This window comes from Micromonospora auratinigra (assembly GCF_900089595.1).
GTDB classification, from domain to species: domain Bacteria; phylum Actinomycetota; class Actinomycetes; order Mycobacteriales; family Micromonosporaceae; genus Micromonospora; species Micromonospora auratinigra.
Genome location: NZ_LT594323.1, coordinates 5,418,716 through 5,445,642, shown reverse-complemented (window position 1 = coordinate 5,445,642; position 26,927 = coordinate 5,418,716). Strand labels below are relative to the sequence as shown.

21 protein-coding genes and 1 tRNA gene are annotated in these 26,927 nt (G+C 73.4%); 7 read left to right on the top strand and 15 right to left on the bottom strand.

Going from position 1 to position 26,927, the window contains the following annotated elements:
* Window positions 1–29: 29 nt before the first annotated feature.
* Window positions 30–1,985 (bottom strand): elongation factor G, encoded by a 1,956-nt coding sequence (locus tag GA0070611_RS24645; protein ID WP_091668895.1) that lies wholly within the window; start codon window positions 1,983–1,985, stop codon window positions 30–32.
* A 236-nt stretch (window positions 1,986–2,221) separates the two neighbouring features.
* Between GA0070611_RS24645 and GA0070611_RS24640 the strand changes: the two genes are divergently transcribed.
* From GA0070611_RS24640 to GA0070611_RS31185, 3 genes are all read left to right on the top strand, one after another.
* Window positions 2,222–2,959, top strand: a complete 738-nt coding sequence (locus GA0070611_RS24640) for an LPXTG cell wall anchor domain-containing protein (RefSeq protein WP_091668890.1) — start codon at window positions 2,222–2,224, stop codon at window positions 2,957–2,959.
* Between the two features lie 142 nt (window positions 2,960–3,101).
* Complete coding sequence (locus GA0070611_RS24635) at window positions 3,102–3,350, top strand: DUF6193 family natural product biosynthesis protein (protein WP_091668886.1); 249 nt, start codon at window positions 3,102–3,104, stop codon at window positions 3,348–3,350.
* A gap of 207 nt (window positions 3,351–3,557) precedes the next feature.
* The gene (locus tag GA0070611_RS31185) at window positions 3,558–3,734 is read left to right on the top strand and encodes a hypothetical protein (RefSeq protein WP_157740382.1); all 177 of its coding nucleotides are present in this window, start codon (window positions 3,558–3,560) and stop codon (window positions 3,732–3,734) included.
* Window positions 3,735–4,221: 487 nt separating this feature from the next.
* Here the strand turns inward: GA0070611_RS31185 and GA0070611_RS24620 are convergent.
* A tRNA-Thr gene (locus GA0070611_RS24620) sits at window positions 4,222–4,298 on the bottom strand.
* Between the two features lie 133 nt (window positions 4,299–4,431).
* Between GA0070611_RS24620 and GA0070611_RS24615 the strand changes: the two genes are divergently transcribed.
* The gene (locus GA0070611_RS24615; RefSeq protein WP_091668878.1) at window positions 4,432–6,168 is read left to right on the top strand and encodes a metallophosphoesterase family protein; all 1,737 of its coding nucleotides are present in this window, start codon (window positions 4,432–4,434) and stop codon (window positions 6,166–6,168) included.
* A 4-nt stretch (window positions 6,169–6,172) separates the two neighbouring features.
* Here the strand turns inward: GA0070611_RS24615 and GA0070611_RS24610 are convergent, their stop codons facing one another.
* The 6 genes from GA0070611_RS24610 to tmk all read right to left on the bottom strand — a co-directional run bounded on the left by GA0070611_RS24610 (window position 6,173) and on the right by tmk (window position 12,290).
* Window positions 6,173–7,030 (bottom strand): PSP1 domain-containing protein, encoded by an 858-nt coding sequence (locus GA0070611_RS24610; protein ID WP_091668875.1) that lies wholly within the window; start codon window positions 7,028–7,030, stop codon window positions 6,173–6,175.
* Between the two features lie 322 nt (window positions 7,031–7,352).
* Window positions 7,353–8,021: a hypothetical protein gene (locus tag GA0070611_RS24605; RefSeq protein WP_091668871.1), complete on the bottom strand. Its 669-nt coding sequence runs from the start codon at window positions 8,019–8,021 to the stop codon at window positions 7,353–7,355.
* Window positions 8,021–8,326 (bottom strand): hypothetical protein, encoded by a 306-nt coding sequence (locus GA0070611_RS24600; protein ID WP_091668867.1) that lies wholly within the window; start codon window positions 8,324–8,326, stop codon window positions 8,021–8,023. The genes GA0070611_RS24605 and GA0070611_RS24600 overlap by 1 nt, the downstream gene beginning before the upstream one ends.
* Before the next feature lies 1 nt (window position 8,327).
* Window positions 8,328–8,657 carry a YbaB/EbfC family nucleoid-associated protein gene (locus tag GA0070611_RS24595; protein WP_091261137.1) on the bottom strand — a complete coding sequence of 110 codons (330 nt, stop codon included), beginning with the start codon at window positions 8,655–8,657 and terminating at the stop codon, window positions 8,328–8,330.
* Window positions 8,658–8,778: 121 nt separating this feature from the next.
* Window positions 8,779–10,137: a DNA polymerase III subunit delta' gene (locus GA0070611_RS24590; RefSeq protein ID WP_091668862.1), complete on the bottom strand. Its 1,359-nt coding sequence runs from the start codon at window positions 10,135–10,137 to the stop codon at window positions 8,779–8,781.
* Window positions 10,137–12,290, bottom strand: a complete 2,154-nt coding sequence (tmk, locus tag GA0070611_RS24585) for a dTMP kinase (protein WP_269456323.1) — start codon at window positions 12,288–12,290, stop codon at window positions 10,137–10,139. The genes GA0070611_RS24590 and tmk overlap by 1 nt, the downstream gene beginning before the upstream one ends.
* Window positions 12,291–12,507: 217 nt before the next feature.
* Between tmk and GA0070611_RS24580 the strand changes: the two genes are divergently transcribed.
* Window positions 12,508–13,716, top strand: a complete 1,209-nt coding sequence (locus tag GA0070611_RS24580; protein ID WP_091668855.1) for an amino acid deaminase/aldolase — start codon at window positions 12,508–12,510, stop codon at window positions 13,714–13,716.
* Window positions 13,717–13,803: 87 nt separating this feature from the next.
* On the opposite strand, the gene GA0070611_RS24575 is transcribed toward GA0070611_RS24580, so the two are convergent.
* Complete coding sequence (locus tag GA0070611_RS24575; RefSeq protein ID WP_091668852.1) at window positions 13,804–14,379, bottom strand: TetR family transcriptional regulator; 576 nt, start codon at window positions 14,377–14,379, stop codon at window positions 13,804–13,806.
* Between the two features lie 225 nt (window positions 14,380–14,604).
* Here GA0070611_RS24575 and GA0070611_RS24570 point away from each other — a divergent pair, with 225 nt between their 5' ends.
* Together GA0070611_RS24570 and GA0070611_RS24565 are read left to right on the top strand one after the other, a co-directional pair.
* A complete protein-coding gene (locus GA0070611_RS24570) occupies window positions 14,605–15,912 on the top strand; it encodes a D-arabinono-1,4-lactone oxidase (protein ID WP_091668848.1) in 1,308 nt (435 codons plus the stop codon).
* Window positions 15,913–15,957: 45 nt separating this feature from the next.
* Window positions 15,958–16,887, top strand: a complete 930-nt coding sequence (locus GA0070611_RS24565) for a hypothetical protein (protein ID WP_091668843.1) — start codon at window positions 15,958–15,960, stop codon at window positions 16,885–16,887.
* A gap of 22 nt (window positions 16,888–16,909) precedes the next feature.
* Here the strand turns inward: GA0070611_RS24565 and GA0070611_RS24560 are convergent, their stop codons facing one another.
* The 6 genes from GA0070611_RS24560 to topA form a co-directional block, all read right to left on the bottom strand.
* The gene (locus GA0070611_RS24560; protein WP_091668839.1) at window positions 16,910–17,935 is read right to left on the bottom strand and encodes an NlpC/P60 family protein; all 1,026 of its coding nucleotides are present in this window, start codon (window positions 17,933–17,935) and stop codon (window positions 16,910–16,912) included.
* Between the two features lie 39 nt (window positions 17,936–17,974).
* Window positions 17,975–18,454 (bottom strand): poly-gamma-glutamate biosynthesis protein PgsC/CapC, encoded by a 480-nt coding sequence (locus tag GA0070611_RS24555; protein ID WP_197675787.1) that lies wholly within the window; start codon window positions 18,452–18,454, stop codon window positions 17,975–17,977.
* On the bottom strand, window positions 18,454–20,298 hold the full coding sequence (pgsB, locus tag GA0070611_RS32035; RefSeq protein ID WP_231921209.1) for a poly-gamma-glutamate synthase PgsB: 1,845 nt from the start codon (window positions 20,296–20,298) through the stop codon (window positions 18,454–18,456). The genes GA0070611_RS24555 and pgsB overlap by 1 nt, the downstream gene beginning before the upstream one ends.
* Entirely contained in the window at window positions 20,291–22,423 is a 2,133-nt protein-coding gene (locus tag GA0070611_RS24545; RefSeq protein ID WP_091668826.1) for a cache domain-containing protein, read from the bottom strand. Before GA0070611_RS24545 ends, pgsB begins: the two co-directional genes overlap by 8 nt.
* Before the next feature lie 248 nt (window positions 22,424–22,671).
* The gene (locus GA0070611_RS24540; RefSeq protein WP_231921208.1) at window positions 22,672–23,991 is read right to left on the bottom strand and encodes a CapA family protein; all 1,320 of its coding nucleotides are present in this window, start codon (window positions 23,989–23,991) and stop codon (window positions 22,672–22,674) included.
* Window positions 23,992–24,041: 50 nt separating this feature from the next.
* Window positions 24,042–26,873: a type I DNA topoisomerase gene (gene topA / locus GA0070611_RS24535; RefSeq protein ID WP_091668822.1), complete on the bottom strand. Its 2,832-nt coding sequence runs from the start codon at window positions 26,871–26,873 to the stop codon at window positions 24,042–24,044.
* Window positions 26,874–26,927: the final 54 nt, after the last annotated feature.

The window sequence follows — 26,927 nt, the reverse complement described above, 5'->3', positions numbered from 1 at the left end:
TGCGGGCAGCACCGGCCGGCGTCTGCCGCCTATCGCGGTACGGCCCGGAACCACGCCTCCCGGTCGGCCGGGTCCGGCCCGCGCCGGGGCAGGGTCGGCGGCTCCTCGCCGGTGACCGGGGCGTAGTGGTCGAAGGTGGTGGTCAGGACCGCCTCACCGCCGGTCAGGTCGGGCAGGGCGGCGACGACCTGCGGCACCCGGGCGGACGGCAGGGTGCCGCTCACCTCCAGGTATCCGCCGGCGACGGCGGTGTCCCGGACCAGCGCGCCGGAGCGGCCGAGCAGCGCCAGGACCGTCTCCACGGTGTGCTGCGGAAGGTTCACGTCGAAGCGCTCGATCGGCTGGCAGACCCGGGTGCCGGCCCCGCGCAGCGCCGCAGCGACCACGACCGGGGCGAGGTTGCGGAAGTCGGCCGCCACCGTCGAGATCGACTTGTCGAACTTCTGGTGCGGCCTGCTCTGCCGTGGAAAGTACCGGGACGCGGTCATGGTGACCACGCAGTCGGTGACCGGCCAGCCGTGCCGGCCGTGCCGCAGCGCGGCCCGGACACCCTCCTCGGTGGCGGCGACGAAGGCCGGTGGCAGCCGGCCGGGTTCGACCCCGGCCCGGAACTCGATGCCGTGCCCGACCGGGGCCGCCTCGATCCGCAGTCCGAGCCCGGCCAGGTACGGGTTGCCGCCTTCCTGGATCCGCTCCTCCGCCGCCCCGGTGCCGGCGACCCGTTCGATGCAGGCCGTCAGCGTGCCGGAGAAGCGCACCCGGACGCCGTACCGGTCCTCCAGCAGGGCGGCGAGCACCTCCTTCTGCACCTCCCCGTGCAGCCGGATCACCGCCTCCGCCTGCTGCTCGTCGAGGCGCAGGTCCACCAGCGGGTCCTCGTCGGCCAACTCGGCCAGGCCGGCGAACATCGCGAGGCGCTGCGCCGGCTCGACCGGCTCGACGACCGCCTGCCGGGTGGGCGGCGGGAACCGGTAGCCGTGCCGTCGCGGCGGCTCCCCGATGTGCTGGCCGATCCGGGCCGACAGGCCACGCACGGCGGCGATCTGGCCGGCGGCCACCGAGGGGCGTACCAGCACGCCACCGGGCTCGGTGACGGCGATCTGGGTGACGGTCTGCGGGCGGGCTCCGGCCAGCTCGACCCGGTCCCGTACCCGCAGGCGACCGGACCACAGCCGCAGCCAGGCCCGCCGGCCGTGCCCGTCCCGGTCGACGGCGAAGACCGTACCGGCCAGCGCACCGTCCGGCTGTTCCCCGTGCGGCAGCAGGTCGGCGAGGAGGTGACAGAGTTGCCGTACGCCGGCCCCGGTGATCGCCGAGCCGCACGCCACCGGGGTGAGTTCGGCGCGGCGTACCGCCTCGCGCAGCGCCCGCCGCACGGCGCGCACGCGGACCGGCTCGTCGGCCAGCCACCGCGCCGCCACCGCGTCGTCGGCCTCCGCCACCGCCGCCAGCACCGGTTCGGCGTCGAGGGCGACGGCCCGCACCCGGGCGTCCCGGCTCCCCTGGCCGGTGACCCTGGTCAGCGGCACCGGGCGCGCGCCGAGCCGCTGGCGCAGCTGGCTCAGCACCCGGTCGACGTCGGCGCCCCGGCGGTCCACCTTGTTCAGGAAGATCAGCGTGGGTACGCCGATGCGGCGCAGCGCCCGCCAGATGGCGACGGTCTGCGGCTGGACGCCCTCGACGCCGGACACCACGAGCACGGCGGCGTCGAGCACGGCAAGTGACCGCTCGACCTCCGCGATGAAGTCGGGGTGGCCGGGGGTGTCCAGCAGGTTGACGTCCAGCTCACCGAGGGCGATCGAGGTGACGGCGGCCCGGATGGTGATGCCGCGTCGACGCTCCAACTCCATCGAGTCGGTCCGCGTCGTGCCGGCGTCGACGCTCCCCGGCTCGGTGACGGCACCCGCCTCGTAGAGCAGGCGTTCGGTCAGGCTGGTCTTTCCGGCGTCAACATGGGCGACGATTCCGAGGTTCAACAAGGCCAAGGCAGGACTCCACGGTCAGACGGTCAAGGGTCCGGAGCGTGGAATCTGCTCGCATCGTCACTCCTCGTCGTGGGTCCTGGTGGCTCGCGTCCCGCCGCCGACCTGCGGCGGTGCGCAGTCCCAGGCTGGCACGAGGACCGTGGTCGCCACCACCGAATTCGACTTCGCCGGGCAGACCGGGCGGGATACGACCGGTAGTATCCCCACGTTTTGCCTACACGGGGAGGAAGATCCATATGCGACGAACGGTCTCAGCGGGCGTCCTGGTGGCGTTGGCCATGCTGATTCCGGCGGCACCGGCGACGGCGACGGCACCGGTGAGCGCCCCGACCGGGCTGAACGAGGCCTGCCAGACGGTCGAGCGCAAGGTCTACAAGGACATCCGCGAGCTGATCAAGATCGACCTGGACACCGCCACCACCACCCAGGTCCGGTTGCTGGCCAACCAGATCCTGTTCGAGGCGAACACCGAAGGACTGCCCACCCTGCCGGGTGCGCTCCAGAAGCGGCTGAACGGCACCGCCGACGACCTGCGCGCGTTCCTCAAGTCGGATGTGCTGGCGATCTGGTCGACGGACCTGCGCGTCTCGGTGGACCAGACGATGACCGGCGCCGGCACCCACGTGAAGGAAGCCGCGCAACTGGTTCTCGACACCGGGGACACCGACGCCTTCCTGGCCTACCTGAACGACGGCCTGTACGTCGCCCGGGCGCTCGACTGCCAGTCCCAGCCCACGCCGAGCCCGACGCCGACGGCCACCTCGACGCCGAGCGCCACGCCCGGTGCCACGTCGACCGGCGCACCGGTCCCCACCTCCTCGACCAGCCCGGGCGCTCCCGGTGGCGAGGGCGGCGGGCTGCCGCTGACCGGCACCGACGCCGGGACCCTGGCCGGCATCGGCGGTGCGCTCCTGCTGCTGGGCGGGGGTGGCTACCTGCTCGGACGCCGCCGCCGTACCCGCTTCTCGGCGTAGTCCGCTCGGCGCGCCCGGCCCGATGCTCCGTCGGGCCGGGCGCGCCTCTTCCGGACGGCCTCTGCCATGAAAGCTGCCTGTCGAGCGGGCCGTGACGCGTACCGGGTTGCGGCAGAATGCCTGCGTGCCCAACGATCCCACCGTGGACGACCTGTACCCCGAAGTGGCGAGCGGAGGCAGTCTTGCCGCCGCCCTCGACGCCGTACGGCAAAGCACCGACGAGACCGATTCGCCGAACCACCGGGCGCTGATCGAGGCGGCCTTCAACGAGCCGTTGCTACGGCAGCTGTACCCGTACGAGACCGCCACCGCCACGGAGGCCGTGACGCTCGCCGTTGCCCACCTCCCGACCGACCTCGGCCCGGCTGTCGCTGGGAGATACGAGGCGTGAGCGCCGCCGCTGGGGCCGGAACGACATACTGATCGTCCAGTCATCCACTGGCGAGGAAGGTAGGCCGTAGCCTTGTCCCAGCGGAACGCGGTGCCGCTGCGTCGCACCCGGGCGTACCGGCTCCTGGTGTGGGCCTTCCGGTGCCAGCCGGTCGCCCTGGTGTTGGGCGGGCTGACAGCGGCATCGACTCTTGTCGAGGTTCCGGCCTTGACAGCCGTACTGGCCGCCTGCATGGCGGCCTTCCTGCTGCCCGCCGTGGTTCTCGGGGTCACCGGAATGATGATGTTGTACGCAGGCGGATTGATGCCGCGCGACATGGCGCGTCGGCAGGCGATGACGGGCATGCTGTGGCGAGACGTGGTGAGACCTCTCAGGCAACCCTGATCACTGCGGGCACCCGAGCAGGACTTGAAAGCGGGTCTACTCGGAAGACAGCCAGAGGCCGGGAAGCTCCGTTCCTTCCGGAACGCCGTCAAGGACCAAGGACCCGTTCGTGCCGGCCGGAGCAACACGCGAGTCGATGAACCTGGTGCAGAGGTGGTGGACGGCTCGCACAGAGACGCGGTGCCGCCGCTCGCCCTGGTTCAGCCATAGGGCATCACCCTCGCGGATGTCCGTCAACTCCGGCCGTCCGGTGACCACAACGCCAACACCTGGAACCGTGAAGGAGTCGACGATCAGCATTCGAGCCACAGGCACCTCCTTCACGGAGTCTCGGCCCCTGACCTGCAAAGATCAAGACTTGTGTCCGCGGAGGGGGCGCTGTGGTCGAGTGATGAGCTTGGCTGCTCACTTGGCTGCTCGGCCCGCGCCGGCAAGCAAAAGGCCCAGGTCATGATCGGCGATCAAGCCGGTGACCTGGGCCTTTCTGTGGAGCCGCCTGACGGAATCGAACCGTCGACCTACGCATTACGAGTGCGTCGCTCTAGCCGACTGAGCTAAGGCGGCAACGAGCCACAAGTGTACGGCACGCGTCGGCCGGAGCCGAACGGGATCCCCCACCCACCGAACCGGACATGCGGGAAGGTTCGGTCCGTTTTCGGGAGGGCGTACGCGCTGCGGCACGACTACCCTACGGCGGGTGAGCGACGATCACGTTCCGCCGCAACAGCCGATCCCCGAGGCGCAGCCCGGCGAGCGCGCCAACCGCCGGCCGCGCAGCCTGGACCCGTTGGAGCTGGGGTTCACCCCGCGCAAGCCGGTGCCGTGGCTCGCGCCGCTGCTGTTGATCCAGACCGGCCTGCGTACGCTGCTCGCCTCGCTCTTCGGGGCGTACCTGGACAAGCGGGAGCTGCAGAACGCCTTCGGCGACGACACGTTCCGGCAGGTCGGGCCGGACGGCGGGCTCTGGCTGGACTTCGTGGCCGATCTGGGCGACGGCTTCGACGCCACGTACTCGATGGCCTACCTGCTGGCCCAGCCGGAGCTGACGGTTGACGGGCACCGGCTGCCCCGGGGCCGCACCCTGGTGATGGGGGGCGACGAGGTCTACCCGTCGGCGTCCTACGCGGCGTACGAGGACCGGTGCAAGGGGCCGTACCAGGCGGCGCTGCCGGTCGCCCCGCCCGAGCGGCCGACCCTGTTCGCGGTCCCCGGCAACCACGACTGGTACGACGGCCTGACCGCCTTCCTGCGGCTCTTCGTCCGGTCCCGGGACCGGCACTTCGCCGGTTGGGGCACCGGCCAGTCCCGGTCGTACTTCGCGGTGGAGCTGCCCGCCGACTGGTGGCTGCTCGGCGTCGACGACCAGTCCGGGTCGTACCTGGACGACCCGCAGCTCACCTACTTCGACGAGGTCGCCCGGCGGCTGACCGAACGGTCCCGGGTGATCCTGGCAGCGCCCTCCCCGACCTGGGTGAAGGCCGCCGACCACCCGACCGCGTACGACTCGATCGACTACTTCATCCGTACGATCATCGCCCCGACCGGGGCGCAGGTGCGACTGCTGCTCTCCGGCGACCTGCACCACTACGCCCGCTACACCAGCGCGGACCGGCAGCTGATCACCTGCGGTGGCGGCGGCGCGTACCTCTACCCCACCCACAAGCTGCCGGAGCGGCTGGAGGTGCCGCCGCGCGACACCCTGGCCCGGCGGGCCAGCCCCACCCAGGAGTACGAGCTGACCGCCCGCTACCCGGACGAGGCACGCTCCCGCCGGTACGGCTGGGGGATCTTCGCCCGGCTGCCGTTCCGCAACCCGGGCTTCACCACCCTGCTGGGCACCCTGCACACCCTGCTGATGCTGGCCATGGCCGGGGTGGCGACGAACCGGATCGGCACCGTCGAACAGCGGCTGTTCAGCGTCCCCCTGGTGGCCATGCTGGTGATCACGGTGCTGAGCGCCGGCCTGTTCGCCAAGCCACCCAGCGCGGACGGGAAGCGGCACGCCCGGCACTGGATCCTCGGCGTCTCGCACGGGCTCGCCCACGTGGCGCTGGCCGCCGCCGGCACCTGGCTCTGGCTGCGGCTGCCCTTCTACGACTGGCCGTGGCCGCTGCCGGCGGTCGCCGCCGCGGTGCTGTACGGGCCGGTGCTGGGGCTGGTCGCCAGCCAGCTCGTCGCGCTCTACCTGCTGGTGGCCAGCGGGTTCGGGGTGAACGTCAACGAGCTCTTCGCCGCGCAGGGCATCGAGGACTCGAAGTCGTTCCTGCGGTTCCGGTTCGACCCGGACGGCACGCTGACCATCTACCCGATCGCGGTGGACCAGGTCTCGCACGGGTGGCGGTTGAACCCGGACGAGTCCCGTACCGCCTCCTGGCTGGTCCCCAAGGAGCCGCTGACGCCGCGCCTGGCCGAGCCCCCCGTCGTGCTGCGCTGACCGGTCACTGCGCCGGGATCTCACCCGGCTGGTCACGGCTCTCGTAGGCGCGGCGGGAGCCGCACACGTCGGCCCGGGAGCACAGCGAGCGCGAGCCGTCGGCGTCCAACCGGACGGTGACCGCGTCCCTCGGGACGCTGTGGCCGACCACCCGGCCCTCCCCGTCGGGGGTGCTGACCCGGGTGCCGATCGCCGGGGCCGTCTCCTGGAACCGCGCGTACAGCGGGTGCTCGTACTTCAGGCAACACATCAGCCGGCCGCACGCGCCGGAGATGCGCAGCGGGTTGAGCGGCAGGTCCTGGTCCTTGGCCATCCGGATGGTGACCGGCTCGAAGTCGTTGAGGAACGTGGCGCAGCACAGGTCGCGGCCGCAGGATCCGATGCCGCCCTGCACCCGGGCCGAGTCGCGGGCGGAGAGCTGCCGCAGCTCGACCCGGCAGTGCAGCGTCGCTCCCAGGTCGCGCACCAGCGAGCGGAAGTCCACCCGGTGCGGGGCGGTGAAGTAGATCGTGGTCCGGTCGCTGCCGGCCTCCGCCGTACCGAGGACGTGGTCGACGGCCACCACCTTCATCGGCAGGCCGTGCTCGCGGATCAGCCGCTTCGCGGCGACCTTCGCGTCCGCCTTGCGCCGCCGCAGCAGCTCGTCGCGGCGCAGGTCGTCGTCGTCGGCGAGCCCGGCCAGCCGGGGGAAGCCGGCGGTGTCGTCGCTGACCCACTGCGCGGCCCAGACGCACTCGGCCACCTCGGGACCGTCATCGGTGGGCACCAGCACCTTGTCGCCCACCTGCGGGCGCAACTCACCCGGGTCGAGGTAGTAGAGGCGCCCGTACCGGTTGAAACTGACCGCGCAGAGCATGCCCATGCCCACCACCCTACGACCCCGGACCGGTTCCGGCCCGCCCGCCCGTCGTCGTCCGGTCACCCGGCGCAGCGATCCACGATCGTCGAGTCGACCGAGTCGCCGCCACCCCGTCGTGCCATTGGCCCTCGCCCGGACGGCTGAAACATGAGCGAGCCGGGGGACAAACGGCGGCCGACCGCGTTGAGTGAAGGCATACCTGCGGGGGGTGCAGGGGAAGGCCACGGCGTCGCCGCCGGAGCCCGGCCACGGCCGGTCCGGCGCGCGACGCCGTGACCGCGTCCGGCCCCCGGAACGGTCGACCCGGAACGACGCGCCGACCGGCTCAGGGACCGATCCGGGTGGTGCCGCCGTAGTGGATCGCGCCGGCCGGCCGTTCCCGCCAGGTCGTCTCGGCCAGGCTCGGCCCCCACTGGCGTAGCAGGTTCTCGGCGCCGTCGTAGGCCACGCCGAGCACGCCGAGCACCCGGGTGGCGATCTCGGCCGCCGCCACCGCCCCCGACCGGCCGGCCTCGACACCCGGCCGGGTCGCGGCGTGCACGGTGACCGCCTCGGCCGAGCGCAGCACCTCGGCCAGCGCCCGGGCCAGTGCCAGCCGGCTGCCCTCCACCCAGTCGGCCAGGGCGTCCGCGTAGCCGGCGGTCGACTCCAGCCGCCCGACCAGGCTCTCCGGCCCCTCGTCGAGGTGCCGGAGCAGGGCCGCCCGGGCCTCGTCGTACGCCGCGGCGGCCGGCCCCGACCAGGCGACCTCGTCGGCGAGCACCGCGCAGGTGTCGTCGTACCCCCGGACGAGCCGGCGCACCGCGTGGCCGGCGCCCGCCAGCGGCGCGGGATGCAGGTCGAGGAACTCGCGCACGGCCTGCCCGGGGAGCACCTGCATCCGACGCAGCAGTGGCCAGAGCCGGTGCCCCTCGGGCGCGCCGCCGGCGAGCAGGGTGTCGACCCGGCCGAGCAGGTCGAGGCCGGGCTCGGCGAGCCGGTCGAGGGTGTCCATCAGGCCTCCCGCAGGAGCCGGTGCCGGGCCGCGTCGTCGGTCGCGGAATAGCGGTCGGCGGCGCTGCGCAGGGCGGCCGCGGCGGCGGCGAGCCGGAGGGCGGCGGCGTGCGCCTCGCGGGCGCGGTCACCGGTGGCGACGGTCCACTGGCGGTGCAGGGCCCGGCCGATCTCGCCGGGTCGGCCGGCCGCGTGGGTGCCGAACGCGGGATGCGCCGGATCGGTCGCCGTCACCGTGCGGGACAGCGTGCCGAGGGCGAGACCGGCCTCGTCGAGGCGGGCCGCGAGGGCGCGCAGAGTGTCCATGTCAGGCCCCCGCCAGCGGCCGGTACGCCGCGAAGGTCTCGTTGTGCAGCTTCTCCCGGGCCCACTGCGCGGCGTCGGCGGCGGCGGTGACCGCGGCCTGGACCGAGCCGGCGACGTCCCGCGGGTTGCGCTGGTGCAGCGGGCCGAGGAACCGCACGTCGGTGATCCGCCCCCCGGCAGTCACCACCACCTCGACCAACCCGTCGGGTGAGCGGACGGTGACCTCGACCGTCGCCACCGCCTGGTCGAACTCGGCCTGCAGGGTCTCGATGCGCCGGTAGCGCCGCACCGCCTCCTCGATCCAGGCCTCGTCGATCTCCCCCCGCGGCATCGGCGGTCTCCTCCCGGCTGCCCCTCACTGAGCGTGCCGCCACCGTCACCACGGCACACCGGACCGTACCGCACCGCAATCGCGCCTGTCGATGCCCCTGTGGACAACGGTCGGGGACCGGTCAGCCCCGCCAGAGGGCCAGCATCATCGCCTCCACCGCGATCCGCGGCTTGACGTTCGCCTCGATCGCCGCCCGGCACTCCAGCACGGCCTCCAACCTGCGCAGCGCCCCCTCGGCGGCCCACTTCTGCGCGCCGGTCGCGGCCAGCGCGGCGGTGTCGGTGTGCACCGGGGCGACCGGCGCGCGCAACGCCACGATCAACGCGTCCCGGTAGAAGCCGGCGAGGTCGACCAGCGCCCGGTCGAGGGCGTCGCGCTGGGCCCGGGTGGCCCGCGACTTCTGCCGCTTCTCCAGCTCCTTGAGCTGCCCGGCGGCCCCCCGCATCGCGCCGGCGGCACCCCGGCCGGTACCGCCCGCGCCGAGAGCGGTCTGCAACGCGGAGCGCTCCGCCTCGTCCATCTCGGTCACCGAGGCCGCCGCCTCCGCCTCGGCCGCCTCGATCAGCGCGGAGGCCGCGTCGAACGCCGCCCCCACCCCGGCCAGCCGGCGCGGCACGGCGAGCACCGCGTCGCGGCGCTGCCGCGCCTCCGGGTCACGGGCCAGCCGCCGGGCCCGGCCCACGTGCCCCTGCGCGGCCGCCGCCGCCCACTCGGCCACGTCGGGGGCGATCCCGTCCCGCCGGACGAGCACCTCGGCCACCGCGCCGACCGACGGCTGCCGCAGCGGTACGACCCGGCAGCGCGAGCGGATGGTCACCGAGATGTCGTCCGGGTGGGTGGACGGGGCGCAGAGCAGGAAGACGGTCCGCGGCGGCGGCTCCTCGACCGCCTTGAGCAGCGCGTTGCCGGCCGCCTCGGTGAGCCGGTCGGCGTCCTCGATGATGACCACCTGCCACCGCCCGCCCGAGGGCGTGCTGGCCGCCCGGAGCACCAGGGCGCGCATCTCGTTGACGCCGATGGAGAGCCCTTCGGGGACCACCAGCCGCACGTCGGCGTGGGTGCCGGCCATCGTCGTGTGGCACCCGGGACAGGTGCCGCACCCGGTGCCGTGCACGCACTGCAACGCGGCGGCGAAGGCCCGGGCGGCCACCGACCGGCCCGACCCGGGCGGCCCGGTGAAGATCCAGGCGTGGGTCATCCCCGCCGGACCGGCGGAGGCGTCGCCTTCGGCACGTGTCGGGGCGTCCGCGCCGCCCCCGCTCGACTGCGCGTCGGCCCCGCTCGACGGCGGCTCGAACTCGTCGGCCAGGGCGTCCAGGTCGTCGTAGGCGTCGTCGTCGGCCGGGGCGGGGGCGGCGGCGGGCCGGGCGGCGGCCGGGGCCGCCGGGGCGCGCAGCACGGCGGCGGCCGAGGCGGCGGCGCGCCGCAGGGTGTCCACCGCCTCCTCCTGCCCGACCAGGTCGGCGAAGACGTCCGCCATCAGCCGGGGCGCTCCATCGTCACCAGCTCCGCGTCGGATAACTCCGGCTGGACCGTGGTGTCCGGGCCGTGCGCCGGGCGGGGGTGCACGATGCCGGCCGGATCGACCAGGAACTCGTCCACCCGCCGGGCCACCGCCTCGGCGATCTCCTCCGCCGGGCGGGAGGCGTCCAGGACCAGGTAGCGCTTCGGATCGGCGGCGGCCAGGTCGAGGAAGGCGTACCGGACCCGCTCGTGGAACGCGACGGATTCGGCCTCCAGGCGGTCGGCCCTCTCGTTGCGGGACTCGACGCGGGACAGCCCGGTGTGCGGGTCGACGTCGAGCAGCACCACCAGGTCGGGCTTGAGCCCGCCGGTGGCCCACGACGAGAGCCAGGAGACCTCCTGCACCGGCAGCGTACGACCGGCCCCCTGGTAGGCCAGGGACGAGTCGACGTACCGGTCGCTGACCACCACGGCGCCCCGGACCAGCGCCGGCCGGACCACGGTGGCGACGTGGTGCGCCCGGTCGGCGGCGTAGAGCAGCGCCTCGGCGCGCGGTGACGGCGGCAGGTCGCCGGTCGGCTCCAGCACCAGCGACCGGATCCGCTCCCCGACCGCGGTGGCCCCCGGCTCCCGGGTGACCACGACGTCCCGGCCCTGCCCGCGCAGCCGCTCGGCGAGCGCGGCGAGCTGGGTGGACTTGCCGGCGCCCTCGCCGCCCTCGAAGACCACGAAGAGGCCGCTGGAGACGAAGTGCTCGGCCGGCATCAGCGGCCGGCCCCGGATCGAGCCCCAGAGGTCGGCCAGGACCGGCACGCCCTTCTTGTCGTCCATCTGGCCGAAGGCGCTGATCCCGGCGAAGATGCCCGCCGCGCCCGCGACCAGCAGCAGCAGCCGGGTCGAGGAGACCGAGATGCCCAGGTCGGCGATGGTCAGCTTGCGCGAGCCGCCGACGCCGACCAGGAGGCTGCTCAGCGCGATGGCCAGGATCAGCACCAGCCGGGTGCCGATCTGCACCACCGCGAAGACCCGGCCGCGCACCTCGTCGGCGACCTCGCCGCCGAGCAGCGTGGTGCCGGCCAGGAAGGCCATCCCGGCGCCGGTGCCGACCAGGATCGCGCCGAGGATGGCCATCGAGAGGTGGATGGCGAAGGCGAGCACCAGCACGGAGGCGCTGGCCAGCACGATGCTCATGCCGAACCAGCGCCGCCGGGACATGTCCCGCACGATCAGTGGGCCGGCCCCGATGCCGATCGCCAGGCCGATGAAGATCGCGCCGAAGAGCAGGTAGAACGCGGCGTCACCGGCACCCAGCGAGGCGCTGAAGAACTTGGCCGTGCCGACCACGATGCCGCCGCCGGCGAAGGCGCCGAAGATGCCCAGCACCAGGCCCCGGACCAGCGGGGTCTGGCCGATGTACTTCCAGCCCTCGGTGAACTGGCGGGTCATGCTCTGCTCGCTGGCCTCGCGCTCGCCACCGCGGGTCTGGCTGATCTCCCTGATGCCGAAGGCCACCACCAGCGCGGTGGCCAGCCGGGAGAAGGAGTTGACCCAGAGGGCCAGCTGGGCCGGCTCGGCCCAGTTCGGCAGGTCGCCGCCGACCAGCCCGCGCACGGTGCGGTCCAGCACCGCCGCGACGATCGCCGCGGCGATCGGGGTGAGGCCGTACGTGGTGATGAGGGTGAGCTGGTTGGCGGTCTCCAGCCGGGCGCGCGGGATCAGGTTGGGGACCGCCGCCTCCTTGGCCGGGATCCACAGCAGCGTGACCGTCTCGATCAGGAAGGTGGCGATCAGCGCCCAGGTGACCACCACGCCACCGGCGGCGCCGGTGAGGGCGACCAGCGGGATGGAGGCGAAGAGCAGGAAGCGCAGCACGTCGCAGATGACCATCGTCCAGCGCCGGTCGAACCGGTCGGCGAGGACGCCGGCCACCGGCCCGAGCAGCAGCGCCGGCAGCAGCCGGATGGCGATGGTGGTGCCGAAGGCCGCACCCTTGGCGGTGCTGCCCTGCACCTGGGACGCGGCGAAGACCGAGGTGGCGAGCAGGCCGAGCCAGTCGCCGAAGGAGGCGACGCCGAGCACGATCCAGAGCCGGCGGAACGGCCGGATGCGCAGCACCGCGCGGATGGCGGCCGCGCCGGACCGGTCGGCCTGGGCCCCGGGCGACGACACGCCGGACGACTCGCCGTTCTGCTGGCTTTCGATGGCCGTACCTCCACGTGCCGGCCCAGAGCTGGGCATCCCCGGTGGAACACTCTAGTCGGGCGGGAAGCGTCCCCCTCCGCGACATTCGCCTGCTCGCCGAGCCTAGGCCGCGGGTGCCCCCGCGCGCAGCCCGGACAGACGCGAGGGTATTTCGCATTGACCCCCAGACAGTTAGCGTGCAGACGTGGCCACCGACAGCGACAAACTTCGCGATCGACTCGAACGGGCGACCGCGCACCTCGACCCGCCGTACGCGGTGGTCGATCTCTCCGCCTTCGACGCCAACGCGGACGCGCTGGTCGCGCGCGCCGACGGCAAGCCGATCCGGGTCGCCAGCAAGTCCGTGCGGGCCCGGGCCCTGCTCACCCGGGCGCTGGCCCGCCCCGGCTGGCACGGTGTGCTGGCCTTCACCCTGCCGGAGGCGAGCTGGCTGGTCCGGGCCGACGTGACCGACGACGCCGTGGTCGCGTACCCGACAGCGGACCGTGGCGCGCTGGCCGAACTGGCCGCCGACCCGGTGCTCGCCGGGGCGGTCACCCTGATGGTCGACGACCCCGCCCAGCTCGACCTGGTCGACGAGGTGTGCGCCCCCGGGCGGCGGCCACCGCTGCGGGTCTGCCTCGACCTGGACGCCTCCTGGCGTCCGCTCGGCGGCCGGGTGCACGTCGGCGTCCGCCGCTCCCCGGTGCACAGCGCCCGGGCGGCCGGCACGTTCGCCGCCACGGTCGCCGCCCGGCCCGGCTTCCGGCTGGTCGGCGTGATGTCGTACGAGGCACAGATCGCCGGGCTCGGTGACGCCCCGCCGGGGCAGGCGGTGCTCGGCACCGCGATCCGGGTGGCCCAGCGCGGGTCGTACCGGGAACTGCTGGCCCGGCGGGCGGCGGCGGTCGCGGCGGTACGCGAGCACGCCGACCTGGAGTTCGTCAACGGCGGCGGCACCGGCAGCGTGGCCGCCACCAGCGCCGACCCCGCGGTCACCGAGGTCACCGCCGGCTCCGGCCTGTACGGGCCGACCCTCTTCGACGCGTACCGTGCCTGGCGCCCGGCCCCGGCGGCGTTCTTCGCCTGCGCGGTGGTCCGCCGGCCCGGACCGGGGCTGGCCACCGTGCTCGGCGGCGGCTGGATCGCCTCCGGCCCGGCCGCCGACAGCCGGCTCCCCCGCCCGTGGCTACCGGCGGGGCTGAAGCTGCTCGGGGCCGAGGGCGCGGGCGAGGTGCAGACCCCCGTCTCCGGGACCGCCGCGACGGCCCTGCGGGTCGGCGACCGGGTGTGGTTCCGGCACGCCAAGGCCGGCGAGCTGTGCGAGCGGGTCAACGAGCTGCACCTGGTCGACGGGGACACGCTGGTCGACACGGTGCCCACCTACCGGGGCGAGGGCCACGCCTTCCTCTGACGACGTGGCGGCGGGCCGGGCCCGGGGGCCCGCCCGCGCGGCCCCGTGCGGGTGTCGCCGCCGGCACCGGGGCGGCGACACCGACGCTCAGCTCTGCGAGGCGGCCTCGGTCCGGTGGTCGACCTGGCGGTGCAGGTACTCCCGGATCAGCGCCTTCGCCTCGACCAGCACCCGGTCGTCGCCCTCCGGCCGGCGTCGGAACGCCAGCTTGATCAGGGCGTCCGCCGCCTCCACCGCGACCTCCAGGTGGAACCGCAGGTCCGGTACGCCGGCCAGGCCGAAGCGCTCGGTGAGCACCCGGGCGAGCTGGTCGGCGATCACGCCGTTGTTGTCCCGCTGCTCATCGAGCAGGTGCAGGTCGACCACGTCGCCGAAGTGCAGGGTACGGAACCCGGGGACGGTGCGGTGCATCGAGATGTACTCGTCGATCGCCGCGTCGACGCCGTCCCACCAGTGGGTCAGGTCGTCGGAGGCGAACCGCTCGTCGAGCCGCTGGAGGTAGGACTCCATCGTGCGCAGGGTCAACGCCTGCACGATCGCCCGCTTGTCCGGGAAGAACTGGTAGACCGACCCGATCGCCACCTCGGCCCGCTCGGCGAGCAGGGTGGTGGTCAGCCCCTCGTACCCCACCTCGTCGACGAGCTCGGCACAGGCGTCCAGCATCCGCTGGACCCGCGCGACACTTCGACCCTGCACCGGAACGCGGCGCAGCGGCCCGGTCGTGGCGGCTGGTGTGGACACTCGGCGCCACCCCCCTTCGACGGATGAACATATCTGCACGTCACGAGTCTGTGACTACCGGTACAACGAGCGGGGCTCGATTGCGGTATTTACCAGGTACAACGTTCCTGATATGAAGTCAGTTCACATTCATGTCGAGGAGCGTCCATGTCCGGTACGCCAACCGTCTGGTCCAACTGGGCCGGCAACCAGCGCAGCACCGCCGCCCTCGTGGTCCGCCCCCGGACCGTCGGGGAGGTCGCCGCGGCGGTCCGCGCCGCCGCCGACGCCGGCCGGACCGTCCGCGCCGCCGGCAGCGGACACTCGTTCACCGGTGCCGCGCTGACCGACGGGCACCGGATCGACCTGGCCGACCTGGACACCGGGGTCCGGGTGGACACCGCGCGTCGACTGGTCACCGTACCGGCCGGGATGACCCTGCACGCCCTCAACGACCTGCTCGCCTCGCACGGTCTCGCCCTACCCAACCTGGGCGACATCGACGCCCAGACGGTGGCCGGGGCGCTCTCCACCGGCACCCACGGCACCGGTGCCCGGCTCGGCTGCCTCTCCACCTTCGTGGTGGGGCTGACCCTGGTCACCGGCACCGGCGAGGTGCTGCGCTGCTCCCCCGACGAGCACCCGGACGTCTTCGCCGCCGCCCGGGTCGGGCTGGGCGCGCTCGGCGTGCTGGTCGAGCTGACCCTGCGCTGCGTCGACGCCTTCGTGCTGCGCGCGCACGAGCGCCCGGCCGCCCTCGCCGACGTGCTCGCCGGCCTGCCCGACCTGGTCGACGGGCACGACCACGCCGAGTTCTACTGGTTCCCGTACACCTCCCGGGTCCAGGTCAAGACCAATGACCGGGTGGCCGCCGACGACCGGCCGCTGCCCGGCTGGCGCGGCTGGCTGGACGACGAGTTCCTGTCCAACACCGTCTTCGCGGGTGCCTGCCGGCTCGGCCGGGCGGTGCCCGCCCTCGCCCCCGGCATCAGCGCCGTCTCGGCCCGGGCGCTGACCGAACGCACCTACACCGGCCGCTCCGACCGGGTGTTCTGCACCCCGCGCCGGGTCCGCTTCGTGGAGATGGAGTACGGCCTGCCCCGCGCCGCGCTGCCCGAGGCGCTGGACGCGCTGCGGCGGATCGTCGACGGCCTGCCGTTCAAGGTGCTCTTCCCGGTCGAGGTGCGGTTCACCGCCGCCGACGACATCTGGCTCTCGCACGGCTACGGGCGGGACTCCGCGTACCTCGCCGTGCACCAGTACGTGGGGATGCCGTACGAGCCGTACTTCCGGGCGTTCGAGGCGGTCGCGGCGGAGCTGGGCGGCCGGCCGCACTGGGGCAAGCTGCACCACCGCGACGCGGCGTCGCTCGCCCCCGCGTACCCCCGGTTCGCCGACTTCCTCGCGGTCCGCGACCGCCTGGACCCCGACCGCCGCTTCACCAACGCCTACCTGCGCCAGGTGCTCGGCGACTGACCGCCACCGCCCGGCGCCCGCGCCGCCCGGGTAATCTCCGGGACGATGTCCGGGAACCCCCTGCACCGCGCCCGAGCGGCCGCCGTCGCCGGCCTCGCCGTGACCGCCCTCCTGCTGGGTGGCTGCGGCCGGCCGTCGGCCCCACCGGCCGGGCCCGTCGCCTCCGCGGCGGCCGATCCGGCCGGTCCGGTCGAGGACTTCGTCCGGCAGTTGAAGCCCTCCGCGCCGTACCGCGACCCCCGGGAGGACGAACGCCGGCACACCGAGGACGCGGTGGCGCTGCTCCTCGCCGGACGCGAGCACCTCGACCGGGCCAGCACGCTGCTGCGCGACGTCGGCTACACGCCCCGGGTGGGCACCGACCCGGAGACCGGCCGGGACTACGCGATGTTCACCACCGAGGCGGGCGGGGAGCGGGCCTGGGGGGTGCTGCTGGTGGACCTGTCCCGCCAGCCGGAACTGGCCGTCGAGGTGCCCCACCCCAACTCGGACCTGCGGACCGAGGACGTCGGTCTGCGGCTGTTCCGGGCCGTCCCCGGGTCCGTGCTGCTGATCGCCGGCGCGCACCGCCGGGCCGGCGACACCAGGGCCGACGCCGCGCACAACCCGGACGGGCTGTTCCAGGTCATCGCCGGGCGGTTCGCCACGAGCAACCTCAACCAGATCCAGCTGCACGGGTTCGCCCAGCGGAGCCTGCCCCAGGAGGACGTGGTGGTCTCCAACGGCCAGCATCGCTCCAGCGCCCCGCTCCGCCGGGTGGCGACCGCGCTGGAGGACGCCGACTTCGTCACGTGCCGGGCCTGGTCGGCCCGCTGCGGTCAACTGGAGGGCACCACCAACACCCAGGCGGAGGAGGCCCGGCGGCTGGGCTCGGTCTTCATTCACCTCGAGATGAGCTGGACGGTACGCCGCGACGCCGACCGGCGAGCCGAACTGGTGACGGCGCTCGCCACGGCCGACCTGTCCCGCAACTGACCGACCCGACGCGGGCCCGGGCTCAGATCCGGCGCGCGGTGAGGAAGCGTCCCGACCAGTAGCCCGGGCCGTCCAGCAGCGACTCGCCGCCGAAGTCGCCGAAGGTCGGACCGTCCGCCTTGACCCGGCTGGACATGAACCGGTGGTGGCCCGAGTCGTCCACGCCGATGAAGATGCCGGAGTGCTGGATGGTCGGCCCGGCCTCCTCACCGTGGCTGAAGAAGACCAGGTCGCCCTCCTGGAGCAGGTCGTAGTCGCGGACCGGCCGGCCGGTGTTGGGGACGAGCAGCTTGCCCGGGCCCAGCGCCGCCATCGCGTACGCCCGGCGCGGCAGGCCGGGTCCCTTGGTGTTCTTCCCGAGCAGCGGGTACTTCATCCGGTAGCCGTAGACCATGCGGATGAACCCGGAGCAGTCCAGGCTGCGCAGGTGGGCCCGGTCCGGCCGCTCGTGCTTGCCGTCGGGGAAGTCCCACTTCACACCCATGTAGTCGTAGAAGTCGGAGTTCTCCGCGCGGCCGTCCGGGTCCCCGGCCGACAGCGGTCCGAACGAGGCGTCGCCGGCGTACTGCACGCCCTCGGCGTCCTTGCGGACCGCCGCGCCGTCCAGATAGTCCATCGCGATGGCCAGCGCGTCCGGACTGCGGTCCCCGATCACGCGGGTCAGCCAGGGCCGGAACCAGGCGTCCTGCTCCGCGCCCGCCCGCCACGGCTTGGGGGCCAGCCTGATCCAGCCGTCGGTGGTCACCGACGCCTCGGTGAACCTGCGCTCCCGGAAGGTCCGCTCCGGGCCGGTGATCCGCGCCGTACGGGCGCCGTCGGTCAGCACGGCCAGCACCCGGCCGGCGGCGTCGCGCACCTGGGTACGGGCCGGCTTGGCGAGCCGCGCGAAGGTCAGCTCGCCGGAGGCGTCCGCCGGCCCCGGGGTGACCACCGCGGCCGCGGTGCCCGCCCGGCCGGTCGGGCGCAGCGCCACCCCGACCATCACCGCGGCGACGACGAGGACGGCGGCCAGCGTCGCCCAGATCCACTTGCTGCTCTGCGACACCATCGGTGCTTCTCCCTGGCTCGGGCCTTGACGAGCAGGCGGTCAGCTCACCGGCACCAGGCCGGCGAGCATTCCGCTGACGATGATCAGGTAGGAGCCCACGGAAACCGCCCCGGTGGCCAGCATGGTCGCCACCGGGGGCTGGCGGACCAGCTGGTACGCGATCAGGCCGGGCGCGACGAATCCGAGGGTCTGGTGCGAGAAGAGGAGCGGGAAGTCCTGCTGGATGACGATGAACAGGGTCGTCTGCAGCAGCACGCTGAGCAGGACGATCGCCGCGAAGAGCCGCTTGCCGTAGAGGATGACCACCCGCTGCATGAGCTTGGTGAGGGCCCAGGTGACCCCGGTCATCACCAGGATCACCAGCGCCTGCCGGTACTCCTCGACCAGCGTCAACGCCAGCCAGCCCGGCGTGATCATGCCACCGGGCGAGAGGTTGGTGGTCAGGTAGCAGGCCAGTGCGAGCACCAGCCCCACGCCCAGGCAGAGCGTCGCAAGCTCGGGTGTCAGTTCTCCGCTCATCACGAGGGGCTCCAGTGGTCGGACGGCCGCTGCTGCGGCGGCTGGTCGGAATCAGGTCGGTCGGGCCGGCGGGCCGGAGGTCGGCCGGCATCCGCCGGGCGGCGGACCACCGGCTGGGCGGGCACGGTCCGGTCCGGGTCCTGGCCGGCGGGCCGGTTCCAGCGCGCCGTGCCCTGGGTGTACCCGGCCGGCGGGTCCGGCCGGCGCCGGTCCCCGGGATGGTGGCCGGGCGGCGGGGTGCGCGCGGGCGGGACGGCTCGGGGCGGCAACTGCCGGGCCGGGGCCGGCGGGTACGGTCCGGGGCGGCCCGGGAAGTCCTGGCGCGGCGCGGGCCCGTCCGGGCCGTACGGCCGCCGCTCGGGTGCCGGCCCGGGATCGGACCGGCGCGACGGGTCGGGTCGGGGACCGGGGTACGGGGCGCGCGGCTCGTGGCCGGCCGCCACCTGCGGTGCCCGCGGATCGTACGGCGCGGCCGGTGGACGGCCCTGGTATGGCCGTCCCGGAGTACGGGGCGCCCGTTCGGCGGCGGCCGGGTTCTCCCCCGACCACTGCCGCAGCGCAGCGGGCGAACCCGCCCCGACCGGTCCGTACGGCCGGGCCGGCTCCGGCGCCGGGATCGCCGCGGCCGGCCGGGACGACGCGGCGCCGCCGGTCGGCGCGGCCGGGCGGTCGAGCCCGGCGAGCTGGGCCAGCAGAATCTCGCCCTGGCCGTGGATGTTGCCGATGGCCAGCACCGAGGCGAACCCGTCGATGGTGCCCAGCACGCCGTCGAGCAGGTCCCGGGCACCGAGCTTGCCGCCCAGGTCGACCACCCGGCCCTGCCACTTCTCGTCGATCTTGACCCGGGCGCTACGGGTCGGCTCGCCGATCAGGATCACCTTGTCCGGGTCGATCCGGGAGATCAGCGAGCCCATCTGACCGTTCCGCTCGACCCGGTCCGGCCGGCAGTTGATCAGCACGTGCAGCGGCCGGGGGATGGACCCCTGGTCGGCCAACTGCTGGATGTTCATGTACGTCGACTCGGGATCGTTCGCGGCGAAGATGTTGGCGAAGCGCAGCGACCGGTCACCCGCCCGGTACTCCTCCACGCTGAGCACGCCGGGGTCCGGCGGCGCCGTCCACATGCCGGTCAGCGCCGCCCGGCGGGGCACCCCGAGCAGCTCGGCCACCTTGAGGGCGATCGCCACGTTCTCCTTGAACGTGGTCCAGGTGAAGCCCTTCATCTCGTCGTCGGTGACGGACTCGGGGTCGACGGAGACGAGCGTGCAGTTCCGCTTGTCCGCCTCCTCCTGGAGGATGTGCAGCCGGTCCTGCTCCGCGGTGACGCAGAGCCCGCCGACCGGCATGGACCGGCTCAGCGACCGGGCCACGTCGTCCAGCGTCGGTCCCATCTCGGCGAGGTGGTCCTCCCGAACGTTGCACAGGATGCCGATGGTGGACTGGATGAGCTTGGTCTGGTTGAGCTCCTGCAGCGGCGGCATCACCGCCATGCACTCGATCACCAGCGCGTCGGGATAGTACGCGGCGGCGCGGCGGACGATGCCGATCTGCTCGACCACGTTCGCGATGCCGAACTTCCGGTAGACCGGCTCCTCGCTGGCGTCCGGGAAGATGAACCGGGCCGCGGTGCCGGTCGTCTTGGCCACCACCACCAGCTTGCCGCCGCGCAGCGCGCCGGCGGTGAGCCGGGTGATCGAACTCTTGCCGCGGATCCCGTTGACCAGCACGCGGTGCGGGATGCTGTGCAGGCTGCGGTGATGGTTGCGCTGCTCGATGATGCCGGCGACCAGCAGTCCCACGCAGGCCAGCAGGAACACCAGGTAGAGGAAGAGCACCTCAGTCACCCCTCCGGCGGGACGCGCCGCCCCGCCGCCGCTCCGGCACCTTGGTCATGATCATGGTGGGCATGCCCTCGGTCGGCCGGATCCGCGCCGCTCCGCCCAACCGTTGCTCGCCGTGCACCGCCGCCTGGCGGCACACCTCCAGGCAGACCGCCACCGCGCCGATCTCGTCGTGCCACCGCGGGGAGACCACCCGGCTGGTGTCGCCGCCGGCCAGCGCGACCGCCTCCCGCTCTAGGTTGCGCAGCGGGCGGAGCTGGAAGAAGTAGTGCCAGCTGAACAGCAGCAGGCCGACACCGACCGTGACGACCACCACCAGCAGCGCGCCGTGGTGCAGTTGGTTGCCGGGCAGCGCGAAGTCGGTCACCGGCCGCTCGGCGACCACCGACCACTCCAGCTGCGCGGCCGTGCCGTCCACCGCGATCGGGGCGGCGACCAGCAGGCTGCGCACCCCGTCGACGTCGGTCACCGCGGCGTACGTCCGGCCGGTGAGCGCCCGGGCCGAGGCGGTGACCACCGCCGGCGTGGTGATCTGCGCGAAGGCCAGGTAACCGCCGCTGTCCAGGATGTCCCGCTGGTCCACGTCGAGGACCCGCACCCGCCCGTCCACGCGTTGCAGCAGCCGGGTCAGGTAGCGCACGTCGAACTCCGCGACCAGCGACCGACCGTCGGACAGCGGATGGTACGCGTAGATGATCGGGAGCCGGCCCTGCACGTCGTGCAGCACCACGCCGCCCTCGCCGGGCACCAGTCCCGACGGCCGCAGCGGCTCCCGCCCGACGCTGGCGACCACGCTGCCGTCCGCGGACAGCAGATAGGCGCTGCGGAACCGGTTGTTCTCGTCGACCAGCCGGTCCAGCGCCCGGCGCACCTGCGCGGTGTCACCCTTGCCGTTGTCCCGGCCCACCAGCACGAGCTTCTGGTAGCCGCCGTCGAGGGTGTCGCCGATCGCCGCCGCCACCGCGCCGGTCTGGTTCTCGGTGTCCCGGGTGACCTGCCCGGGCAGGTCCCGCTCGGCCTGGGTGAGCGTGGTGAGGACGCCGCCCGCGGCGCCCAGCACGGCCAGCACGGCCAGCACCACCACCAGCCCGGCCGGAGTGCCGCCGGGAGCGGGGTCACGCCGCGCCGACGATCCGGGGTCCTGCCGGGCGGCGAGCGCGCTCAACGCCGCGGCGATCCGGTTGACCTGGGCGTTGGGCGTACGCGGCGGCTCACCGGGGGAGTTGCCGGAGGCCACCGCCTTGGCGTGCAGGAGCAGCCGGCGGACCGGGCGGGCCAGGCCGTACTGGAGGATCAGCAGCACCGCGACGGCGGCCACCAGCAGGGCCAGGGCCGCGACCAGCGGCTCCCGGGTGGCCGACGCGTCGGTGACCGGCGTGTAGACCAGCGAGACGACCGAGAAGCCGAGGCTGCCGACGGCGTCGGCGGTGACCAACGGGGCCACCGGCCCGGCCGATCCGGAGCCGGCCGGTGGGGCGGCCGCCGTGCCGGTGCGGGTGACGGTCGCCCGCCGGGCGGTGCCGTCCACCGCCTCCTTGATCAGTGCGTCCAGCTTCGGGTCGGCCGGTACCGGCGCGCCCTGGCTGAGCGCCCGGGCGCCGGTGGGCACCACCACCAGGACCGCCTGCTTGGAGCGCGGGTCCAGTCGCAGGGTGCGGATGCCGAGGTCCAGCTCGGCCAGGAGCAGCTTGTTGTCGGCCAGCGGCTCGACCAGCAGCAGCCGGGGGGCGTTGCCGTCGACCAGCGGGACCGCGGCCCGGCCCGGCGGCACGCCGGCCGGCAGGGCGACCGGCCGGCCGACAGCGGCCACCCCGGTTCGGCCGTCGTTGGTGTAGACCCCGACACCCCGCCACTTGGGCTGGTCCTTCGTCAGGGCGGCGAGCTGCGCGGTGACGTTGTCCGGTCGCGCGTTGTAGGCCTCGACCGTCCGGCTCAACTCGTCCCGGCTGCGGCCGACCGAGTTGTTGAGGCTCCGGGAGATCTCGTGGACGAACTCCCGCTGCGACTCGACCACCGCCTTCGGCACCCCCGCCGTGTCCCCCTGGCTCAGGTACGCGAAGGCGAAGATCGCCAGCAGCGTGAGCAGCAGGGAGGCGACCAGGGCCGGCGTGCCGATGGCGGTGAGCATGCGGGGCTGCGGGAGTTGCTTCTCCAGGCTGATGAGACGCCAACGGGCGATCTGGTCCCGATCGTCCCCGGGGTGCCGAGCACGACCCGCAGTGGACGTGAGGCTCATCCCCGCGCCCTGTTCAGGCCGATGTCACGCAACGACGATCCTTCCCGGTGGTAGCCAGCAGGCGAGGCTAACAAGCCGGCCCCGCGCCGCCCATATCGATCGGCCGATCGACGCACAAGGCTGGCCGATCGACGGCAGGTTCAGCCGTCCCTGGTCGACGGGACGCTCTCCGTCTCCGCGCCGGGAAGGTCGTCCGCCGCCGGCGGTGGCCCGAGCACCTTCAGTCCGGCCTCCCCGCCGCCCTTGGCGAGCAGGTGGCCGCGGATGCGGTCGAGCGCGGCCTGGTAGATCACCCGACGGCCGGGCGGGGTGGCCCGGTCGGCGAGCGCGACGGGCAGGTCGACGAGCCGGGCGTCCGGGTTCAGGTCCATCCAGACCGGGATCGCCTCGGCCAGGGTGATCCGCCACTTCTTCGGCGCCACCTCGGTGAAGGTGAACCGGGTCAGCGCACCCTCACGGTTGGCGAAGATCGGCTCGGCGTGCCGGGCGACCTGGTTGCCCATGCCGAAGGCCACCCAGTCCGCGCCGAACTTCTGGACCGGCTGCACCACGTGCGCGTGATGTCCCAGGATCAGGTCGATGTCCGGCGAGGTGATCAGGGGGCGGACCCACTTCTCCTGGTCGGCGTCCGGCTGGTTCACGTACTCGGTGCCCCAGTGCAGGCTCAGCACCACGATCTCGGCACCGGCGGCCCGCAGCCGCGCGGCCGCCGCCAGGATCTTCCGCGGCTCGATGAGGTTGGCCATCCACTCCTTGCCCGCCGGCCGCTTCAGGCCGTTGAAGTGCAGGGCGTACGCGAGGTGACCGACCTTGACCCCGTTCTTCACGTAGATCGCCGGAGTGAGCGCCTCCCGCTGGGTACGGGCGCTGCCGGTGTGCCGGATCTTGGCGGCGTCGAGCGCGTCGAGGGTGCGCCGCACGCCCTGCTCACCCTGGTCGATCGTGTGGTTCGACGAGGTGGAGCAGGCGTCGAACCCGGTGCCCCGGATCGCGTCGACGATCTGCGGCGGGACGCTGAACTTCGGGAAGCCGATGAACGGGCCGTTCGGCGGCGCGAGCGGCGTCTCCAGGTGGCAGATGGCCAGGTCGGCCTCGGAGACGGTCGGTCGTACCTGCTGGAAGAGCGGGTTGTAGTCCAGGTCGCCGGGGTGCCCGCCGCGTTCGGCGTCCCGGCGCGCCTGGGAGGTCAACTCCGGGTGGATCAGGATGTCGCCGGCCCCGAGCACGGTGAAGAGGCGACGCCCGGAGGCGTCCCGGCGCGGCTTCGGGTCGGTCGGCGTCGGCACCGAACCGGTGGCGAGCGGCGCCCCCGCCCGCGCCACGGCGGCCGTCGTCCGGTCGTCGTCCCGTGTGCCGAAGAACCAGGTGAGGCCGCCTGCCACCAGCACCAGCACCAGCACGACGACCGCGATCACCTTGCCGCGGCCGGACCGGCTGCCGGTATCACCCTGTGAAGACACCGCGACAGATTAGGCCATCGCGAAGATACATTCACTTTCCGTGGTCGGGGTCACTCGCTACCGGTGGTCGCCTTGCGCGGTGCGGCCTTCTTCGCGGTGGCCTTCTTGGCCGTCGTCGCCTTCGCCGTCGTCGTCTTCTTCGCGGCCGTGGTCTTCTTGGCCGCCGTGGTCTTCTTCGCGGCGGTGGCCGTCTTCTTGGCGGGCGCGGCCTTCTTGGCGGCCTTCTTCTTCGGCGCCGGACCCTTCGCCCGCTTCTCGGCGAGCATCTCGGAGGCCTCCTCCAGGGTCAGCGCCTCCGGAGTCTGCGCCCGCCGCAGCGACGCGTTGGTCTCACCGTCGGTGACGTACGGGCCGAACCGGCCGTCCTTGATCACCAGCGGCTTCTCGGTCAGCGGGTCGTTGCCCATCTCCCGCAGCGGCGGCGCGGCGGCGCGTCGTTGGCGGGTCTTCGGGGCGGCCAGCAGCGCGAGCGCCTCGTCCAGCGAGACGGTGAACATCTTGTCCTCGGAGTCCAGCGAGCGGAACTCGTCACCGCGCTTGACGTACGGACCGTAGCGGCCGTTGTTGGCGACCACCTCGTTGCCCTCGGGGTCGTTGCCGATCACCCGGGGCAGGCTGAGCAGCTTCAGCGCCTCGTCGAAGGTGAGCGAGTCGGGCGACTGCGAACGCAGCAGCGACGACTTCCGCTCGCCGCTGGAGACGTACGGGCCGAACCGGCCGGACTTGAGCAGGATCGGCTCGCCGGTGGCCGGGTCCTCGCCGAGCTTGCGCTCGCCCCCGCCGCCGAGGAACAGCTCGTGCACCTTCTCCGGGGTCAGCTCGTCGGGGGCGAGCCCCTCGGGGATCGGGGCCCGGTCACCCTGGCCGCCGCCCTCCTCACCCTCCCCGGCGGGGACGGGCTGCTCGCCCGGGACGGTGCGCTGCAGGTACGGCCCGTACCGGCCGACCCGCACCACGACCTCGCGGCCCTCGTCGTCGGTGAAGAGCGGGATCGAGTTGACGCTGCGCGCGTCGATCTCGCTGAGGTTCTCGGTGACCAGCTTCTTCAGCCCGCCCGCGTGGGCGATGGCCTGGTCGCCGGCACCGGTGGTGCTGCCGAAGTAGAACGAGGTGAGGAAGTCGATCGCGGCGTGCTCGCCACCGGCGATCTCGTCCAGCTCGTTCTCCATGCTGGCGGTGAAGTCGTAGTCGATCAGGCGCGGGTAGTGCCGCTCCAGCAGCCCGATCACGGCGAACGCCAGGAACGTCGGGATCATCGCCTGGCCGCGCTTCGCCACGTAGCCGCGGTCCTGGATGGTCTGCATGATCGAGGCGTACGTCGACGGGCGGCCGATGCCCAGCTCTTCGAGGGCCTTGACCAGCGACGCCTCGGTGTAGCGCGACGGCGGCTGGGTGTGGTGGCCCTGCGCGGCCAGCTCGTCGGCGGTCAGCGGCTGGTCCTTGACCAGGGTGGGCAGCCGCCGCTCGGCGTCCTCGGCCTCGGCGTTCTCGTCGTCGCTGGACTCGACGTACGCGCGCAGGAAGCCCGGGTCGGTGATGGTCTTGCCGCTCGCGCCGAAGTCGGCCTCCTCGCCGGCGGAGGAGAGCGCGCGGATCCGCACCGAGACGCTGGACCCGACGGCGTCGGTCATCTGCGAGGCGATGGTGCGCCGCCAGATCAGCTCGTAGAGCTTGAACTCCTCGGCCGAGAGCTCCTTGGCCACCTCGCCCGGGGTGCGGAAGTTGTCCCCCGCCGGGCGGATCGCCTCGTGTGCCTCCTGCGCGTTCTTCACCTTGCCGGTGTAACGGCGCGGCTCCGGCGGCACGCTGCGCTCGCCGTACAGCTCGACGATCTGCCGGCGGGCCGCGGCGATCGCGGTCTCCGACAGGTTCACCGAGTCGGTACGCATGTAGGTGATGTAGCCGTTCTCGTACAGGCGCTGCGCGGTGCGCATCGTCTGCTGCGACGAGAACCGCAGCTTGCGGGCCGCCTCCTGCTGGAGGGTGGAGGTGATGAACGGCGCGTACGGCCGGCGGCGGTACGGCTTCTCCTCGACCCGGGTGACGGTGAACGGCCGCCCGTCGAGGCGGGCCGCCAGGCCCCGGGCGCCGCTGGAGTCGAGGTGCACCACGCCCGCGCCCGGCTTCACCCGTCCGGTGGTCGGCTCGAAGTCCTTGCCGGTGGCGATCCGGTCACCGTTCAGCGCGATCAGGGTGGCGTTGAAGTTCCGCGGCCCCTCGCCCGGGTTCGCCACCGCGAGGGTGGCCAGGATGTCCCAGTACTCGGCGGTGCGGAAGGCCATCCGCTGCCGCTCCCGCTCGACCACGATCCGGGTCGCCACGGACTGCACCCGGCCGGCGGAGAGGCCGCTGCGGACCTTGCGCCAGAGCACCGGGGAGACCTCGTAGCCGTACAGGCGGTCGAGGATCCGCCGGGCCTCCTGGGCGTCGACCAGGTCCCGGTCGATCTCCCGGGGGTTGGCCACGGCGGCCTGGATGGCCGGCTTGGTGATCTCGTGGAACACCATCCGCTTGACCGGCACCTTGGGCTTGAGCGTCTCCACCAGGTGCCAGGCGATCGCCTCGCCCTCGCGGTCCTCATCCGTCGCCAGGAAGATCTCGTCGACTTCCTTGGCCAGCGACTTCAGCTTGGTGATCTGCTTCTTGCGGTCCGGCGAGACCACGTAGAGCGCGGCGAAGCCGTTGTCCACGTCGACCCCGAGCCGGGCCCACGGCTTGTCCTCGTACGCGGCCGGCACCTCGGCGGCGTTGCGCGGGAGGTCCCGGACGTGGCCGAAGCTGGCCTCCACGACGTACCCCGGGCCGAGGTAGCCCGAGATCGTCTTGGCCTTCGCCGGTGACTCGACGATGACCAGACGGGTGGTTCCAGCTCTGCTCGGCACGTCTCTCTCCGACCTCACTCCTACGCCATGCCCGCTTCGGGCCGTGTTGCGCCG